The sequence below is a fragment of the Streptomyces sp. NPDC006476 genome (genome assembly GCF_040612015.1).
GTDB classification, from domain to species: domain Bacteria; phylum Actinomycetota; class Actinomycetes; order Streptomycetales; family Streptomycetaceae; genus Streptomyces; species Streptomyces griseorubiginosus_B.
In genome coordinates this window covers 60,107-75,346 of the sequence record NZ_JBEXPK010000035.1, presented here as the reverse complement: position 1 = coordinate 75,346, position 15,240 = coordinate 60,107, and the positions used below count along the sequence as shown (strand labels likewise).

General features: G+C 70.7%; 14 protein-coding genes. 5 read left to right on the top strand and 9 right to left on the bottom strand.

Translation table 11 applies throughout. The annotated features are described in order from the left end of the window. Positions 1-4 precede the first annotated feature (4 nt). From ABZZ74_RS32875 to ABZZ74_RS32840, 8 genes are read right to left on the bottom strand one after another with little or no spacing between them, the layout of a single operon-like run. Positions 5-1,999 (bottom strand): NADH-quinone oxidoreductase subunit L, encoded by a 1,995-nt coding sequence (locus tag ABZZ74_RS32875; RefSeq protein WP_356771186.1) that lies wholly within the window; start codon positions 1,997-1,999, stop codon positions 5-7. Continuing rightward, complete coding sequence (gene nuoK, locus ABZZ74_RS32870) at positions 1,996-2,394, bottom strand: NADH-quinone oxidoreductase subunit NuoK (protein WP_133043332.1); 399 nt, start codon at positions 2,392-2,394, stop codon at positions 1,996-1,998. The genes ABZZ74_RS32875 and nuoK overlap by 4 nt, the downstream gene beginning before the upstream one ends. Further along, positions 2,394-3,086, bottom strand: a complete 693-nt coding sequence (locus ABZZ74_RS32865) for an NADH-quinone oxidoreductase subunit J (protein ID WP_356771184.1) — start codon at positions 3,084-3,086, stop codon at positions 2,394-2,396. The genes nuoK and ABZZ74_RS32865 overlap by 1 nt, the downstream gene beginning before the upstream one ends. Continuing rightward, positions 3,083-3,691: an NADH-quinone oxidoreductase subunit I gene (locus ABZZ74_RS32860; RefSeq protein WP_356771182.1), complete on the bottom strand. Its 609-nt coding sequence runs from the start codon at positions 3,689-3,691 to the stop codon at positions 3,083-3,085. The genes ABZZ74_RS32865 and ABZZ74_RS32860 overlap by 4 nt, the downstream gene beginning before the upstream one ends. Before the next feature lie 2 nt (positions 3,692-3,693). Further along, positions 3,694-4,662 carry a complex I subunit 1 family protein gene (locus ABZZ74_RS32855; RefSeq protein WP_356771180.1) on the bottom strand — a complete coding sequence of 323 codons (969 nt, stop codon included), beginning with the start codon at positions 4,660-4,662 and terminating at the stop codon, positions 3,694-3,696. After that, on the bottom strand, positions 4,659-6,455 hold the full coding sequence (locus ABZZ74_RS32850) for an NADH-quinone oxidoreductase subunit C (protein WP_356771178.1): 1,797 nt from the start codon (positions 6,453-6,455) through the stop codon (positions 4,659-4,661). Before ABZZ74_RS32850 ends, ABZZ74_RS32855 begins: the two co-directional genes overlap by 4 nt. Continuing rightward, positions 6,452-7,192: an NADH-quinone oxidoreductase subunit B family protein gene (locus ABZZ74_RS32845; RefSeq protein ID WP_356771176.1), complete on the bottom strand. Its 741-nt coding sequence runs from the start codon at positions 7,190-7,192 to the stop codon at positions 6,452-6,454. The genes ABZZ74_RS32850 and ABZZ74_RS32845 overlap by 4 nt, the downstream gene beginning before the upstream one ends. Beyond that, entirely contained in the window at positions 7,183-7,578 is a 396-nt protein-coding gene (locus ABZZ74_RS32840; RefSeq protein WP_240867840.1) for an NADH-quinone oxidoreductase subunit A, read from the bottom strand. The genes ABZZ74_RS32845 and ABZZ74_RS32840 overlap by 10 nt, the downstream gene beginning before the upstream one ends. Positions 7,579-7,772: 194 nt before the next feature. Between ABZZ74_RS32840 and ABZZ74_RS32835 the strand changes: the two genes are divergently transcribed. From ABZZ74_RS32835 to ABZZ74_RS32815, 5 genes are all read left to right on the top strand, one after another. Continuing rightward, on the top strand, positions 7,773-8,972 hold the full coding sequence (locus ABZZ74_RS32835; RefSeq protein WP_356771174.1) for a sensor domain-containing protein: 1,200 nt from the start codon (positions 7,773-7,775) through the stop codon (positions 8,970-8,972). A gap of 120 nt (positions 8,973-9,092) precedes the next feature. Then, positions 9,093-10,457: a sensor domain-containing protein gene (locus tag ABZZ74_RS32830; protein WP_356771172.1), complete on the top strand. Its 1,365-nt coding sequence runs from the start codon at positions 9,093-9,095 to the stop codon at positions 10,455-10,457. A 277-nt stretch (positions 10,458-10,734) separates the two neighbouring features. After that, complete coding sequence (locus ABZZ74_RS32825) at positions 10,735-11,394, top strand: response regulator transcription factor (protein WP_308286707.1); 660 nt, start codon at positions 10,735-10,737, stop codon at positions 11,392-11,394. A gap of 267 nt (positions 11,395-11,661) precedes the next feature. Further along, a complete protein-coding gene (locus ABZZ74_RS32820) occupies positions 11,662-13,605 on the top strand; it encodes a 2-oxoacid:acceptor oxidoreductase subunit alpha (RefSeq protein WP_356771170.1) in 1,944 nt (647 codons plus the stop codon). After that, on the top strand, positions 13,598-14,677 hold the full coding sequence (locus tag ABZZ74_RS32815) for a 2-oxoacid:ferredoxin oxidoreductase subunit beta (RefSeq protein WP_356771168.1): 1,080 nt from the start codon (positions 13,598-13,600) through the stop codon (positions 14,675-14,677). The genes ABZZ74_RS32820 and ABZZ74_RS32815 overlap by 8 nt, the downstream gene beginning before the upstream one ends. A gap of 81 nt (positions 14,678-14,758) precedes the next feature. Here ABZZ74_RS32815 and ABZZ74_RS32810 read toward each other — a convergent pair whose 3' ends face one another. After that, positions 14,759-15,169 carry a helix-turn-helix domain-containing protein gene (locus ABZZ74_RS32810; RefSeq protein WP_356771166.1) on the bottom strand — a complete coding sequence of 137 codons (411 nt, stop codon included), beginning with the start codon at positions 15,167-15,169 and terminating at the stop codon, positions 14,759-14,761. Between the last annotated feature and the right edge of the window lie 71 nt (positions 15,170-15,240).

Genomic DNA, 15,240 nt, shown 5'->3' with positions numbered 1-15,240 from the left:
CTGCTCACGCTCCCGTGGCGACGAGGAGGACGGCGACCGCGAGGACGACGGTGCCGGCGAGCAGCGCGCTCACATAGGTCTGCACATTGCCGGTCTGGGCGCGGCGAACGACGGCTCCGAGCAGCCGGGGCAGGGCGCCCGCACCGCGTACGTAGGTCTCGACGACCTCGCGGTCCAGGAACCTCACGAGGCTCGCTCCGGCCTGGACCGGGCGGACGAAGAGGGTCGCGTACACGGCGTCGAGGTGGAAGCCGACGGCCGCGTGCCGGTGCAGCGGACCGAGCAGCAGCCGACCGGGGTCGGCGGGATCGGGCGCGTAGGCCACTCCCCCGTACGCGGGGGCGTGGCTGGCGATCGCCTCGGCCTCGACCAGCCCGGCGTCGCCCTCGGGGTGGGCCGCGACCGCTCCCAGCGGAACCCGGGCCGCGAGGGCGGTGGTGTGGCGCCAGGCCGCGTAGGTGACGATCACGCCGACCAGGGCCAGACCCGTTCCGACGACGGAGGTGGTCAGGGTCGGTGTGAGGTCGTGGCCGTCGAACCAGTCCGGCAGCAGGCGGAAGGTGAACCCGCCCAGCGCGAGAGACGGGACGGCGAGCACCCACAGCACCACGGTCATGGTCAGGGGTTGCCTGCCGTGGTCGGGGGCTTCGGCGCCTCGGCCGTGGAAGGCCAGCAGCCACAGGCGGGTCGCGTACGCGGCGGTGAGCAGGGCCGTGAGCAGTCCGGCGACGAGGGTGATCCAGCCGGAGGCTTCGGGGACATGCTCGGTGTGGCCGGTGACGACGTGCTCGGCGGCACCCAGGACGGACTCCTTGGAGAAGAAACCGCTGAAGGGCGGGATCGCGGCGAGGGCGAGCAGCGCCACGGTCATCGTCCAGAAGGCGTCCGGGACGCGGTCGCGCAGGTCGGTCATGCGGGACATGGCGGCCAGCGAGTTGGTGCCGGCGGCATGGATGACGACGCCGGCGGCGAGGAACAGCAGTGCCTTGAAGGCACCGTGTGCGAGGAGGTGGAAGACGGCGGCCCCGCGCTCGCCGACGGCGAGGGCGCCGGTCATGTAGCCGAGCTGCCCGATGGTCGAGTAGGCGAGGACCCACTTGATGTCGTCCTGGGCGAGCGCGGCGAGACCGGAGCCGAGCATCGTGACGGCGGCCATGACGGCGAGGACGACCATCGCGGCCCGGCTGGCCTCGAACACGGGGAGGAGACGGGCGACGAAGTAGACACCGGCGGCCACCATCGTCGCCGCGTGGATCAGCGCGGAGACGGGCGTCGGACCCGCCATCGCGTCGGGAAGCCAGGTGTGCAGCGGGAACTGCGCCGACTTGCCCGCCACGCCTGCCAGGAGCAGCAGGGCGATGACGGTCGGGTGGTCGAGCCCGCCGTGCCCGACGGCGTCGAGGACGGTGGTGATGCGGAAGGAGCCGGTCTCGGTGGCGAGTGCGAACAGGCCGATCAGGAAGGGGACGTCACCGAGCTTGGTCACCAGGAAGGCCTTGATGGAGGCGGCACGGGCCTCCGGCGTCTCCCAGTAGTGGCCGACGAGGAAGTAGGAGCAGATGCCCATGATCTCCCAGCCGACCAGCAGCACGATCAGGTCGCCGGAGTAGACGACGAGCAGCATCGCGGAGGTGAACAGGGAGACGAGAGCGGCGTACGAGGGATAGCGCGGGTCGTCGCGGAGGTACCCCGTGGAGTAGATCTGCACGCAGGTCGCGACCACGCCGACCAGGACGGCGACGAGGGCGGCGAAGCCGTCGACGTGGAGGGAGAGCTCGATCGGGACGGAGCCGGTGGGGGTGAGCTCGGTGGCCGCGTCGACGGCCCGTCCGCCCCCTTGGTCCGCCGCGACGAGGACGGCGAGGACAAGGGCCGCGAGGGTCGGCACAACGGCCAGCGGCCGGACGAAGCCGGGAGCCGTACGGCCCAGCAGCAGGCCTGCGGCCGCCCCCACGAAGGGCAGGAGGGGAACGAGGACGGCGAGGGTGGTCGTGGTCACGCGGTGGCCTCGGTCTTCCCGGCCCGGCCGGCCTGTTCGGCCGTGAGGGCGTCACTGTCGGGGCCGTCGGTCTCGTGGCCCTCTGCGGTGTCCCGGAGCTTGTCGATGTCCGAGGTGCCGCGGTTGCGGTAGACGGCGAGGACGATCGCCAGGCCGATGCCGATCTCGGCGGCGGCGATGGCGATGGTGAACAGGGTCAGGGCCTGACCGGAGTGCAGGGTCTCCCGGGTGGTCCGGCTGAGCCAGACGTCGAAGGCGACCAGGTTCAGGTTGACGGCGTTGAGCATCAGCTCGACCGACATCAGCACCAGGATCGCGTTGCGGCGGGCGAGGACTCCGTACAGGCCCGTGCAGAAGAGGAGGGCGGCCAGCACGGCGGGATAGGCGAGGTGCATCAGCGGGCGCCTTCCTGCTCGGCCGGGCCATGCTGTGCGGCGGACTTCGACTGCCCGGCGGGGGCCTGTCCCCCGATCGGGTGATTCCGGGTATCCGGGACGGATGGGGAACCACCGGACGCGGCCCGGGAGTTCACAGGGGGAGGGCTCGACTCGGCCTTCGCCTTGCGGGACAGGACGATGGCGCCCACCAGTGCGGCGAGGAGGAGGACGGAGAGGGCCTCGAAGGGAAGGACCCAGTTCTGGAACAGGCTGGCGCCGGTGACGGCGGTGGATCCGGAGGCCGGGCCGTCCAGGTCGACCCAGGTCGTGCGGAAGGCGTCGACGACGACCCAGACCAGGGCGGCAGCCGCGGCGACGGCCACGGTGATGGCGGCCCACCGGTTTCCGGAGTCGGCGTCCGGCGATCGGCCGATGGGGGCCTTGGTGAGCATGAGACCGAAAAGGAGGAGCACGACGACGGAACCGACGTAGATGAGGACCTGCACCCAGGCGATGAACTCCGCGGTGAGCAGGAGGTATTCGACGGCCAGGCCACCGAGGGTGACCACCAGCCAGAGGGCGGCGTGCACCAGCTGTCGGGTGGTGACGGTGACGAGCGCGGCGCCGAAGGTGACCAGGCCCACCAGGAGGAAGGCGATCTCGACGCCGGTCGGGGAGAGGAAGCCGTGTTCCGCGGCAGAGAGGGTCACGGCTGCTCTCCCTGCGGCTCGGTCGGCCCCGTCTGTGCCGCCGCCAGCTTCTCGGCGGTCTTGCGGGCGGCGGCGATCTCCTTCGGCTCCTCCGCGCCGGGGTCGAGAGCGGGTGGGGCCGGCACCGTCCACATCCACTCGCGGAGCTTGTCGCGTTCGTGGGTGAGTTCGCGGATGTCGGTCTCGGCGTACTCGAACTCCGGGGACCAGAACAGGGCGTCGAAAGGACAGACCTCGATGCAGATACCGCAGTACATGCACAGGGAGAAGTCGATGGCGAAGCGGTCCAGGACGTTGCGGCTGCGCTCACGCCCGCCGGGGGCGGCCGGCGGGACGGTCTCCTTGTGGGAGTCGATGTAGATGCACCAGTCCGGGCACTCCCGGGCGCACAGCATGCAGACCGTGCAGTTCTCCTCGAACAGGCCGATCACGCCTCGGGTGCGGGGCGGAAGGTCGGGCTGGACGTCGGGGTACTGCTCGGTGACGGTCTTCTTCGTCATCGTGCGGAGGGTGACGGCCAGGCCCTTGGCCAGGCCGGAGCCGGGGATGCGGGGCCTGGTGGGCGGGGCAGCGCCGCGCCGGGTGGTCGGGTCGGGCTCGGCCATGGCTACTGGATCACCACCTTGACGATGCCGGTGAGGGCGATCTGAGCGAGGGAGAGGGGGATGAGGAGCGTCCAGGAGAGTTTCTGGAGCTGGTCCTCGCGCAGGCGGGGATAGGTGACGCGGAGCCAGATCACGACGAAGGCGAGGACGGCCGTCTTCAGCAGGGTCCACACCCAGCCGAGGCCGTCGGCGCCCCAGGGGCCGTGCCAGCCGCCGAGGAAAAGGACGGTGGTCAGGCCGCACAGGACGATGATCCCGGCGTACTCGGCGAGGAGGAACAGGGCGAAGCGCAGGCCGGTGTACTCGGTGTAGGCGCCGAAGATGATCTCCGAGTCGGCCACGGGCATGTCGAAGGGCGGGCGCTGGAGTTCGGCGAGGCCGGCGACGAAGAAGACGACGGCGCCGACGATCTGCCAGGGCAGCCACCACCAGTGGAACGCGTCGAGGATGCCGGGGAGGGAGACGGTGCCGGCCGCCATCGCGACGGAGGCGGCGGCGAGGAGCATGGGGAGTTCGTAGGCGAGGAGTTGGGCGGCGGTGCGGAGGCCGCCGAGGAGGGAGAACTTGTTGGCGGAAGCCCAGCCGGCCATGAGGGAGCCGAGGACGCCGATGCCCATCACCGCGAGGACGAAGAAGATGCCGGCGTCCAGGACCTGCCCGACGGCGCCCTCTCCGGGGCCGATGGGGATGGCGAGGAGGACGACGAGGTACGGGAGGAGGGCGACGGCGGGGGCGAGTTGGAACACGCGGCGGTCGGCGCCGGCCGGTACGACGTCTTCCTTCTGAGCGAACTTCACGCCGTCGGCGACGAGTTGGGCCCAGCCGTGGAATCCGCCCGCGTACATCGGGCCGAGGCGGCCCTGCATGTGGGCCATCACCTTGTGCTCGGTCTGACCGACGATCAGGGGGAAGGTGAGGAAGACGACGAAGACGACCAGGAGTCGTAGAGCGACGTCGAGAGCGTCGTTCACTGCGGGCCTCCTGGGGGGTCTTCGGGGCTGGTGTCCTCGGATGTGGGGTCTGCGGACGCCGGTGTTTCGGGTGCGGGAGTCCGGGGCGGGGAGGCTTCCGGCGTTGAGTCTTCGGACGCGGGGGCTTGGCGTGTGGGGTCTTCAGGCGCTGGTGCGTCCGGGGCGGAGGTTTGGGGGGCGGGCCTGTTCTGTCCGGGCCGTCCGCGCTGCTCGGGGGTGGGCGGCTCCGGTGCCGTAGCGGGGTGCTGCTGGTCGGCCCCCTCCTGTGGCTGGGGCTTGGGGGCCGGGCGGGCGGATGGGGCGGGGTCGTCGAAGGCCGGGCGGGCGTGGTGCCAGGGAGCGTCCGGGCTGCGCGGGGCGGTGGGCGCCTTCGGTTCGGGTGTGGTCGAGGTGGGGCGTGGTCCGGAGCGCTCGTCGGTCCCGGCGCCCTCGACGGTCCCGGCGCCCTCGACGGTCCCGGCGCCCCCGTCGGTCCCGGCGCCCCCGCCGGTCGGGGCCGTGGCTCGCTGGCTTGCCGAGCCCTGACTCGCACTCCGCGACCTGCGGGGGGCGGTGGGCGCCGCCGGGGCAGGGGGCTTGGAGGCGCCGGTCGCGGACTCGGCAGGCCCGGTTGAGGGCTCGGCGGCAGGCGTCACGTCCCCAGCCCGAGGCGCCGACCCGTCTGCCGCGCTCTGGGTGCCGGCCGCCGTCTGGCTCACGGAACCGTCGGCCGCCGAGCGGGTACGCCGTGGTGCGGCAGTCGACGGAGCATCCGCGGTGGAGGTCTCGTCGGCCACCGTCTCGGTCTGACTCGCCGAACCTTCAGCCGCCGTCCGCGCACGCCGCGGAGCCGCCCCCGACGCGCCTGTCGTCTGGCTCGCCGAACCTTCAGCCGCCGTCCGCGCACGCCGCGGAGCCGCCCCCGACGTGCCTGTCGTCTGGCTCGCCGAACCTTCAGCCGCCGAGCGCGCACGCCGGGGCTCTGCTCCCTCCGACGCGCCCGTCTGGCTCACCGAGCCCTCACCTGCCGTACGCGCGCGCCTCGGAGCCGTCCCGGCAGTCGAAGTCTCCGCCGCTGAAGCTCCCGTCGGCACCTCCGGTGCCGTCTGGCTGGCGGAGCCTTCGGATGCCGAGCGGGTGCGGCGGGCCGGGCGTTCGGCTGCGGTGCGGGCCGGGCGGTCTGGTGCGGTTCGGTCCGCTGCGGTGCGGCCTGCCGCTCGGGCGGGGCGGGACGGGGCCGGGGGGAGTTGGCCCTTCAGGGGGCCCCACTCGTTGGGGTCCGGGACGCCCGGAGGGAGCATCTGGCGGCGTTTGGGGCCGCCGTGGTCGGACTCGCCGGGCTCCTTGGCGCCGGGCCAGGCCTTGGCGACTCGGGCGGCGAGGACGAAGTCCTTGCGGAGGGGGTGGCCCTCGAAGGTCTCCGGGAGAAGGAGGTGGTCAAGTGCCGGGTGGCCTTCGAAGGCCACGCCGAACATCTCGTGGGTCTCGCGTTCGTGCCACGCGGCGCCCGCGTAGAGGTTCACCGCGCTCGGCAGGGTCGGCGTGTCGTGCGGGACCGTCGTACGCAGGAGGAGGCGGCGGACCGGGGCGAGGGCGACGACGTGTGCCGAGACGCGGAAGCCTGTGCCGGGTTCGTCGACCGCGCTCAGCCAGTCGAAGTAGGTGCAGGCCAGCTGGTCACGGGCCACCGCCAGCGCGGTGAGCCAGGAGGCGGGCGCAACGTCCACGGTCAGGACGTCGTAGGACACGTCCGCCGTGGACTCCGTACCGAACAGTTCCTCGACCGGGGCGGGAAGCCAGCCGACCGTGCTCATCGCCCCTCCTCGGAAGCCGGAGAGTCGGAAGCCGGAGAGTCATCGGCTTCGGGGTCGGAATCACCGGCCCCCGATGCCGTCCTCTCCACCGGCCCCTTCACCAACCCGCTCTGCAAAGCTCCCGCCGACGGCCGACCACCCGCGTCCACCGCGCCGTACCGCTCGCCCAGGGACTCCCTGGCGATCTTCTCCTGGAGTTTGAGGATGCCCTGGAGGAGGGCTTCCGGGCGGGGTGGGCAGCCGGGGACGTAGACGTCGACCGGGATGATCTGGTCGACCCCCTTGGTCACCGAGTAGGAGTCCCAGTAGGGGCCGCCGCAGTTGGAGCAGGCGCCGAAGGAGATGACGTACTTCGGTTCCGGCATCTGTTCGTACAGGCGCTTCACGGCCGGGGCCATCTTGTCCGTGACCGTGCCGGAGACGACCATCAGGTCGGCCTGGCGGGGGCCCGGGGCGAAGGGGATCACGCCGAGGCGGATGAAGTCGTGGCGGGCCATCGACGCGGCGATGAACTCGATCGCGCAGCAGGCCAGGCCAAAGTTGAAGACCCAGAGCGAGTAGCGGCGGCCCCAGTTGAGGATCACCTTCATCGGTTCCGGCGCGAGGCGGGCGAGGGCGCCGAGTCGCTTCGGCTCCGGCAACAGGACCGGCTGCTCCGACGGCAGGGCCGGCTGCCCGTCGGTGACAGCGGTGACAGCGGTGACCTTGGTGACGTTGGTCTCTGGCGTCACGTCCATGCCAGTACGCCCTTCTTGTATGCGTACAGCAGCCCCACGGCCAGGAAGCCGAGGAAGATGAACATCTCGACCAGGGTCGTCGCGCCGTAACCCGGGGCGGCGAAGACCGTCGCCCAGGGGAACAGGAAGATCGAGTCGACGGCGAAGACGACGTACAGGAAGGCGTAGACGTAATAGCGGACCTGGGTGTGCGCCCAGCCCTCGCCGACGGGATCGACTCCGCACTCGTACGTCAGGAGTTTCTCCGGGGTGGGGACCACCGGCCGCAGCAGGCGGCCCGCGCCGAAGGCGACGGCCACGAAGAGCACGCCGACCACGGCGAGCAGTCCGACGACCGAGTACGACCGGAAGTAGCCCGCCGCGATGACGACGGTCGGTTCCCGCACGTCCGTCCCCTCACTCGCTTCACTCGCTGCTGTTCGACGATCTGTACGCAGGGAGTCTAGGCCCTGATAAAGGGACGGTAAGCAGCCCGTCATGCCTTGAGATCGGCACGTGATGCCAGGGTGGGGTTTTCCCCAGCAGACGGGGGCGGCCGACCTCATGGCGCGGGCGCCCGGCGCGCGGCACGCTAGCCCATATGACCGAAGGATTCTCGCGCCCGGCCCGGGCCCCGGAAGGCGCCGACGACCGTCTGCCGCCCGCCCGTCTCGCCTACGAAGGGCACACCTGGAAGGAGATCGCGCATCTCCTGGCGAATCTTCCGCTGGCGGTGTTCGGGTTCGTCTACGTCGTGACGGTGCTGTGGACAGGTTTCTGGCTGACCGTGACGGTGATCGGGTTCCCGTTGCTGGCGGCCGGGCTGATGGGTGCGCGGCGCTGGGGGCGGATGGAGCGGGCGCGGGCCAGGCGGCTGCTCGGGGTGCGCGTCGACGAGCCGAGTCCGCTGCCCCGGCGTGCGGCGGCGGGCGGTTTCCTGCCCTGGCTGTGGATGGCGGTGAAGGATCCGGTCGCCTGGCGCACGGTGCTGTACGACTTCATCCGGCTGCCGTGGGGCATCCTCACCTTCGTCACGACGCTGACCTCGTTGTTCGTGCTGTGGCCGGTGCTGCCGTTCATCGCGCGCGGGCTGGCCAACGCGGACCGGGCGATGGTGCGCGGGCTGCTGTCACCCTCCGACGAACTGGAGCGGCGCATCGCCGAGCTGGAGTCGGACCGGGGGGTCGTGGTGGACACGGCCAACGCGGATCTGCGGCGCATCGAGCGCGACCTGCACGACGGGGCGCAGGCGCGGCTGGTCAATCTGGCGATGGGGCTGGGCCTGGCGAAGGAGAAGCTCCTGGAGGATCCCGACTCGGCGGCGGAGATGGTCGCCGAGGCGCACGGCGAGGTGAAGCTCGCGCTGCAGGAGCTGCGGGACCTGGCGCGGGGCATCCACCCAGCCGTACTCACCGACCGGGGACTGGACGCGGCGCTGTCCGCCGTCGCCTCCCGCTGCACCGTGCCCGTCAAGGTGACGGTGGATCTGGAGGCCCGGCCGGCCGCGGCCATCGAGGGCATCGCCTATTTCACCGTGTCGGAGCTGCTGCAGAACATCAGCAAGCACAGCGGGGCGCGGAACGCGGTCGTCGAGGTGTGGCGGGCGGAGAACCGGCTGCTCATCCAGGTCGAGGACGACGGGCGTGGTGGGGCGCGGCTGGACGGCGGTACCGGTATGCGGGGGCTGGCGGAGCGGCTGGGCGCGGTCGACGGGCTGTTCGTCGTCGACTCGCCGCAGGGCGGGCCGACCGTCGTCACGGCGGAACTGCCCTGGCGCGACCGTTCCGGGGCCGGGAGGTAGGGAAAACCCCCCGCCGAAGATGCCGACGGACTCCATGGTTCGCGGACCTGCGGCGCAGCAGGGTGGAGGTAGGGCGGGAGAAGCCGCAAAGGAACGGGACGAGTAGAACGGACGACGCCGATGGCCACGGAGTACGGACAGGGCTACGGGCACGGGTACGACAGCGGGTTCGGGCTCGCCGAGCCGCGCCGGCGCCGGCTGCCGGCCGGGCTGCGGGCGCCGTTCGAGGCGCGCAGCTGGCGGGAGTTCGGGTATGTGCTGCTGAGCCTGCCGATCGGGATCATGCTCTTCACGTACGCCGTGACGATGGTGGCGCTCGGTGCCGGTCTGCTGGTGACGTTCCTCGGCATCCCGGTGCTGGCGGCGGGGCTCGCCGGCTGCCGGGGGTTCGGGGCGCTGGAGCGGGCGCGGGCGCGCGGCATGCTGGGGCTGGAGGTGGGGGACCCGGAGCCGCTGCGGATGAAGAAGTCCGGGGTGATGGCCTGGATGGGGGCCGTGCTGAAGAGCGGCACCTCGTGGCGGACGCTGCTGTACGCGCTGCTGCAGTTCCCCTGGTCGGTGTTCTCGTTCGTGATCGCCGTGAACTTCTGGGCGTACGGCTGGGCGCTGCTGACGTACCCGCTGTGGTTCTGGGTCTTCCCGGTGTACGCCGGCCAGGGCGGGCTGCAGCTGTTCGGCGACGCCCATCACTCGGTCTACCTCGACAACCCGTTCGAGATCACCGTCACGGCCTTGGTGGGGTTGTTGTTCACGCTGGCCACGCCGTGGATCGTGCGGGCCCTGACCATGGTGGACCGGGTCATGGTGCACGGGCTGCTGGGGCCGTCGCGGCTGTCGGCGCGGGTGGTGGAGCTGGAGTCGGACCGGGGGGTCGTGGTGGACGCCGCGGCGGCCGACCTGCGGCGGATCGAGCGGGACCTGCACGACGGGGCGCAGGCGCGGCTGGTGGCGCTGGCGATGGATCTGGGGCTGGCGAAGGAGAAGCTGGCGGAGGATCCGCGGGCGGCGGCGCGGATGGTGGACGAGGCGCACGGTGAGGTGAAGACGGCGCTGCAGGAGCTGCGGGATCTGGCGCGGGGTATCCATCCCGCCGTACTCACCGACCGGGGACTGGACGCGGCGCTGTCCGCCGTCGCCTCCCGCTGCACCGTGCCCGTGCAGGTGGAGGTGGATCTGGCCGAGCGGCCGGCGCCCGCGATCGAGGGGATCGCCTACTTCACGGTGTCGGAGCTGCTGCAGAACATCAGCAAGCACTCCAGGGCCACCTGGGCGGCGGTGGACGTGTGGCGGGTCGAGGGCCGGCTGATGGTGCAGGTCGTCGACAACGGCGTGGGCGGCGCGGACGCCTCCACCGGTTCGGGCCTGGCCGGGCTCGCGGAGCGGCTGGACGCGGTGGACGGGATCCTGGTGGTGGACTCCCCGACGGGCGGGCCGACCCGGGTGACGGCGGAGTTGCCGTGGCGGGGGGAGCGGTCGTTGCGGTGAGGCGTCCGTACGCTCATTTCCCATACGCCCGCTTCCCGTACGCCGAGTTCCCGTACGCCGAGTTCCCGTACACCCGATTCCCGTACGCCCGATTCCCGTACGCCCGATGATCGGCAACACGCGCACGGCAGGCCGGAAACGGTCCTGCCGTGCGGCTGTTTCCCGCTGATTGCCCAGGGAATCGCGTTGCCGAGGCCCCTCCGGGTCCGGATGCTGGAATGCTGGACTACTGGCAGACGGAACAGGGCGTGGGGGGCCGGACATCGTGGAGGACAGGGTGCGGGTGGTCATCGCCGAGGATTCGGTTCTCCTGCGGGAGGGGCTGACGCGGCTGTTGACCGACCGTGGGCACGACGTAGTCGCCGGGGTCGGGGACGGGGAGGCGCTGATCAAGACCATCACGGAGCTCGACGGGCAGGGCGAGCTGCCGGACGTGGTGGTCGCGGACGTGCGGATGCCGCCGACGCACACCGACGAAGGGGTGCGAGCCGCCGTACAACTGCGGAAGGCACATCCCGGTCTCGGGGTACTCGTACTGTCGCAGTACGTGGAGGAGCGGTACGCCACCGAGCTGCTCGCCGGGTCCAGTCACGGCGTCGGCTATCTGCTCAAGGACCGGGTGGCCGAGGTGCGCGAGTTCGTGGACGCGGTGGTGCGGGTGGCCCGGGGCGGTACCGCGCTGGACCCGGAGGTGGTGGCGCAGCTGCTCGGACGCAGCCGTAAGCAGGATGTGCTGGCCGGACTCACGCCGCGGGAACGGGAGGTGCTGGGACTGATGGCCGAGGGACGGACGAACTCCGCGATCGCCCGGCAGCTCGTGGTCAGCGACGGCGCCGTGGAGAAGCACGTCAGCAACATCTTCCTCAAGCTCGGGCTGTCGCAGAGCGACGGGGATCACCGGCGTGTTCTCGCGGTCCTCACCTACCTCAACTCATGACCGGCTGACGCTGGACCGGCGGCCCGAGCGCTCAGCCGTCAGTCCAGCGTCCGTCCAGCCCCAGAACCGAAGAATCGCGGGGAGCGTCTTCAGAGCAAGCGCCGGGGGGCGAGAAATCATGACAATTCAGGGCGTCGGACCGTCTCAAAAGCGTGTCCATCATGCGATTGGCCGAGGGAAGGCGACCCTAACGGACGTAGGGTTGATCCAGGGAAGGCCTGCGGGAAGGCCGGTCCCAGACAGCCGCCTCGAGGGAGGTCCAGTTCAGTGACCAGCCAGGTCAGCAGGACAGCGGAGCAGGCAGAAGCGGACACGGCGGACGGAGCCGTCGTAGGAGAGCAGCGCAGGCCGGCGGGGACGAAGGACGTCCGCCGGCTGGATCGGGTGATCATCCGGTTCGCGGGAGACTCCGGTGACGGGATGCAGCTCACCGGTGACCGCTTCACCTCGGAGACGGCGTCCTTCGGCAACGATCTCTCCACCCTTCCGAACTTCCCCGCCGAGATCCGCGCACCCGCCGGAACCCTCCCGGGTGTCTCGTCCTTCCAGCTCCACTTCGCCGACCACGACATCCTCACTCCGGGTGACGCGCCGAACGTGCTCGTCGCGATGAACCCGGCCGCGCTGAAGGCGAACATCGGCGATCTGCCGCGCGGCGCGGAGATCATCGTCAACACGGACGAGTTCACCAAACGGGCGATGCAGAAGGTCGGCTACGCCGTCTCCCCGCTGGAGGACGGCTCGCTGGACGGCTACAGCCTGCACGAGGTGCCGCTGACCACGCTGACGGTGGAGGCCCTCAAGGACTTCGACCTCAGCCGGAAAGAGGCCGAGCGCAGCAAGAACATGTTCGCGCTGGGGCTGCTGAGCTGGATGTACCACCGGCCGACCGAGGGCACGGAGAAGTTCCTGCGGACCAAGTTCGCGAAGAAGCCTCAGATCGCCGAGGCGAACCTGGCGGCCTACCGCGCGGGCTGGAACTTCGGCGAGACGACCGAGGACTTCGCGGTCTCCTACGAGATCGCCCCGGCGACGACCGCGTTCCCGCCGGGCCTGTACCGCAACATCTCCGGCAACCTCGCGCTCGCCTACGGTCTGATCGCGGCCTCGCGCCAGGCCGATCTGCCGCTGTTCCTGGGCTCGTACCCCATCACTCCGGCCTCGGACATCCTGCACGAGCTGAGCCGGCACAAGAACTTCGGCGTGCGCACCTTCCAGGCCGAGGACGAGATCGCGGGCATCGGCGCGGCCCTGGGCGCGGCCTTCGGCGGCTCGCTCGGCGTGACGACGACGTCCGGTCCGGGTGTGGCGCTCAAGAGCGAGACCATCGGTCTGGCGGTCTCGCTGGAGCTGCCCCTGCTGGTCATCGACATCCAGCGCGGCGGTCCGTCCACGGGTCTGCCGACCAAGACCGAGCAGGCGGACCTGCTGCAGGCCATGTTCGGCCGCAACGGCGAGGCGCCGGTCCCGATCGTCGCCCCGTGCACGCCGGCCGACTGCTTCGACGCGGCCCTGGAAGCCGCCCGCATCGCCCTGACCTACAGAACCCCCGTGATGCTGCTGTCCGACGGCTACCTGGCCAACGGCTCCGAGCCCTGGCGCATCCCGGAACTGGACGAACTCCCGGATCTGACCGTGCAGTTCGCGCAGGGCCCCAACCACACGCTGCCCGACGGCAGCGAGGTCTTCTGGCCCTACAAGCGCGACCCGCAGACCCTGGCCCGCCCCTGGGCCGTCCCGGGCACGCCCGGTCTGGAGCACCGCATCGGCGGTATCGAGAAGCAGGACGGCTCGGGCAACATCTCCTACGACCCCGCCAACCACGACTTCATGGTCCGCACCCGGCAGGCCAAGATCGACGGCATCGACGTACCGGATCTGGAGGTCGACGACCCGCACGAGGCACGCACCCTGGTGCTGGGCTGGGGCTCGACGTACGGACCGATCACGGCGGCGGTACGGCGGCTGCGGGCGGCCGGCGAGTCGATCGCCCAGGCGCATCTGCGCCACCTCAACCCCTTCCCGCGGAATCTGGGCGCGGTGCTCGGGCGTTACGAGAGGGTCGTGATCCCCGAGATGAACCTCGGTCAGCTCGCCACGCTGATCCGGGCGAAGTACCTGGTCGACGCCCACTCGTACAACCAGGTCAACGGCATGCCGTTCAAGGCTGAGCAACTCGCCACGGCTCTCAAGGAGGCCATCGATGGCTGAGACGTCCACGGAAGGCACGGGCACGATCGAGGCGCTCACTCTCGTCCCCAAGGCCGCGGCCCGGCAGTCCATGAAGGACTTCAAGTCCGATCAGGAAGTGCGCTGGTGCCCCGGCTGCGGTGACTACGCGATCCTGGCGGCCGTCCAGGGCTTCATGCCGGAGCTGGGCCTGGCCAAGGAGAACATCGTCTTCGTCTCGGGCATCGGCTGCTCGTCCCGCTTCCCGTACTACATGAACACGTACGGCATGCACTCCATCCACGGCCGTGCTCCGGCGATCGCGACGGGGCTCGCGGCCTCGCGGCGGGATCTGTCGGTGTGGGTGGTCACGGGTGACGGCGACGCGCTGTCGATCGGCGGAAACCACCTGATCCACGCCCTGCGCCGGAATGTGAACCTGAAGATCCTGCTGTTCAACAACCGGATCTACGGCCTGACCAAGGGCCAGTACTCCCCGACCTCCGAGGTCGGAAAGATCACGAAGTCGACGCCGATGGGCTCGCTGGACGCCCCCTTCAACCCCGTCTCCCTCGCCCTCGGCGCGGAGGCGTCCTTCGTCGCCCGCACCATCGACTCCGACCGCAAGCACCTCACCGAGGTCCTGCGCCAGGCCGCGGCCCACCCGGGCACGGCGCTGATCGAGATCTACCAGAACTGCAACATCTTCAACGACGGCGCCTTCGACGCCCTCAAGGACAAGCAGCAGGCCGAGGAGGCGTTGATCCGCCTCGAGCACGGGCAGCCGATCCGCTTCGGGGCGGACGGTTCGCGGGGCGTCGTCCGCGATGCGGTCACCGGCGATCTGAAGGTGGTCGACGTGACGCCGGACAACGAGTCCCAGATCCTGGTCCACGACGCCCACGCGGCGTCTCCCACGACCGCCTTCGCCCTCTCCCGCCTGGCCGACCCGGACACCCTCCACCACACCCCGATCGGCGTCCTGCGTTCGGTGGACCGGCCGGTCTACGACACCCAGATGGCCGACCAGCTGGACTCCGCCATCGAACAGAACGGCAAGGGCGACCTGGCGACGCTGCTGGCGGGCGGCGACACCTGGACGGTGGTCGGCTGACGACCGCCGTTGTGACGCACGGAGGGCTCGGATGCACCGCACGGCATCCGGGCCCTTCTCATCCCTCGGGCCGGTCGCCGCTCACTCCTCGGACGAGCCCGCACCGGCCTTCGAGGCGTCGTACCGCTCCCGCGCCTCCTGCACCACATCGAGCCGCTTCTGGGTCCACACCGCCAGCCCCCTCACCTGCTCCGCCGCCTCGCGGCCGAGGTCGGTCAGGGAGTAGTCGACGCGGGGTGGGATCACCGGCTTGGCGTCGCGGTGGACCAGGCCGTCGCGTTCCAGGGTCTGGAGGGTCTGGGTCAGCATCTTCTCGCTGACGCGGCCGATCGCCCTGCGCAGTTCGCTGAAGCGGTACGGGCGGTCGAGGAGCTCGATCAGGACGAGGACGCCCCAGCGGCTGGTGACGTGTTCCAGCACGAGGCGGTACGGGCACATCGCCTCGCCGGTGTCGTACTTGGAGACAACGGAGTCCACTGCACTTACGGCCATGCCAGTACCTTACTTCAAAGTGGGTACTTTCGCAGAGTTAGCGCTCCCCCTAGGGTTAGTGGCATCAGCAC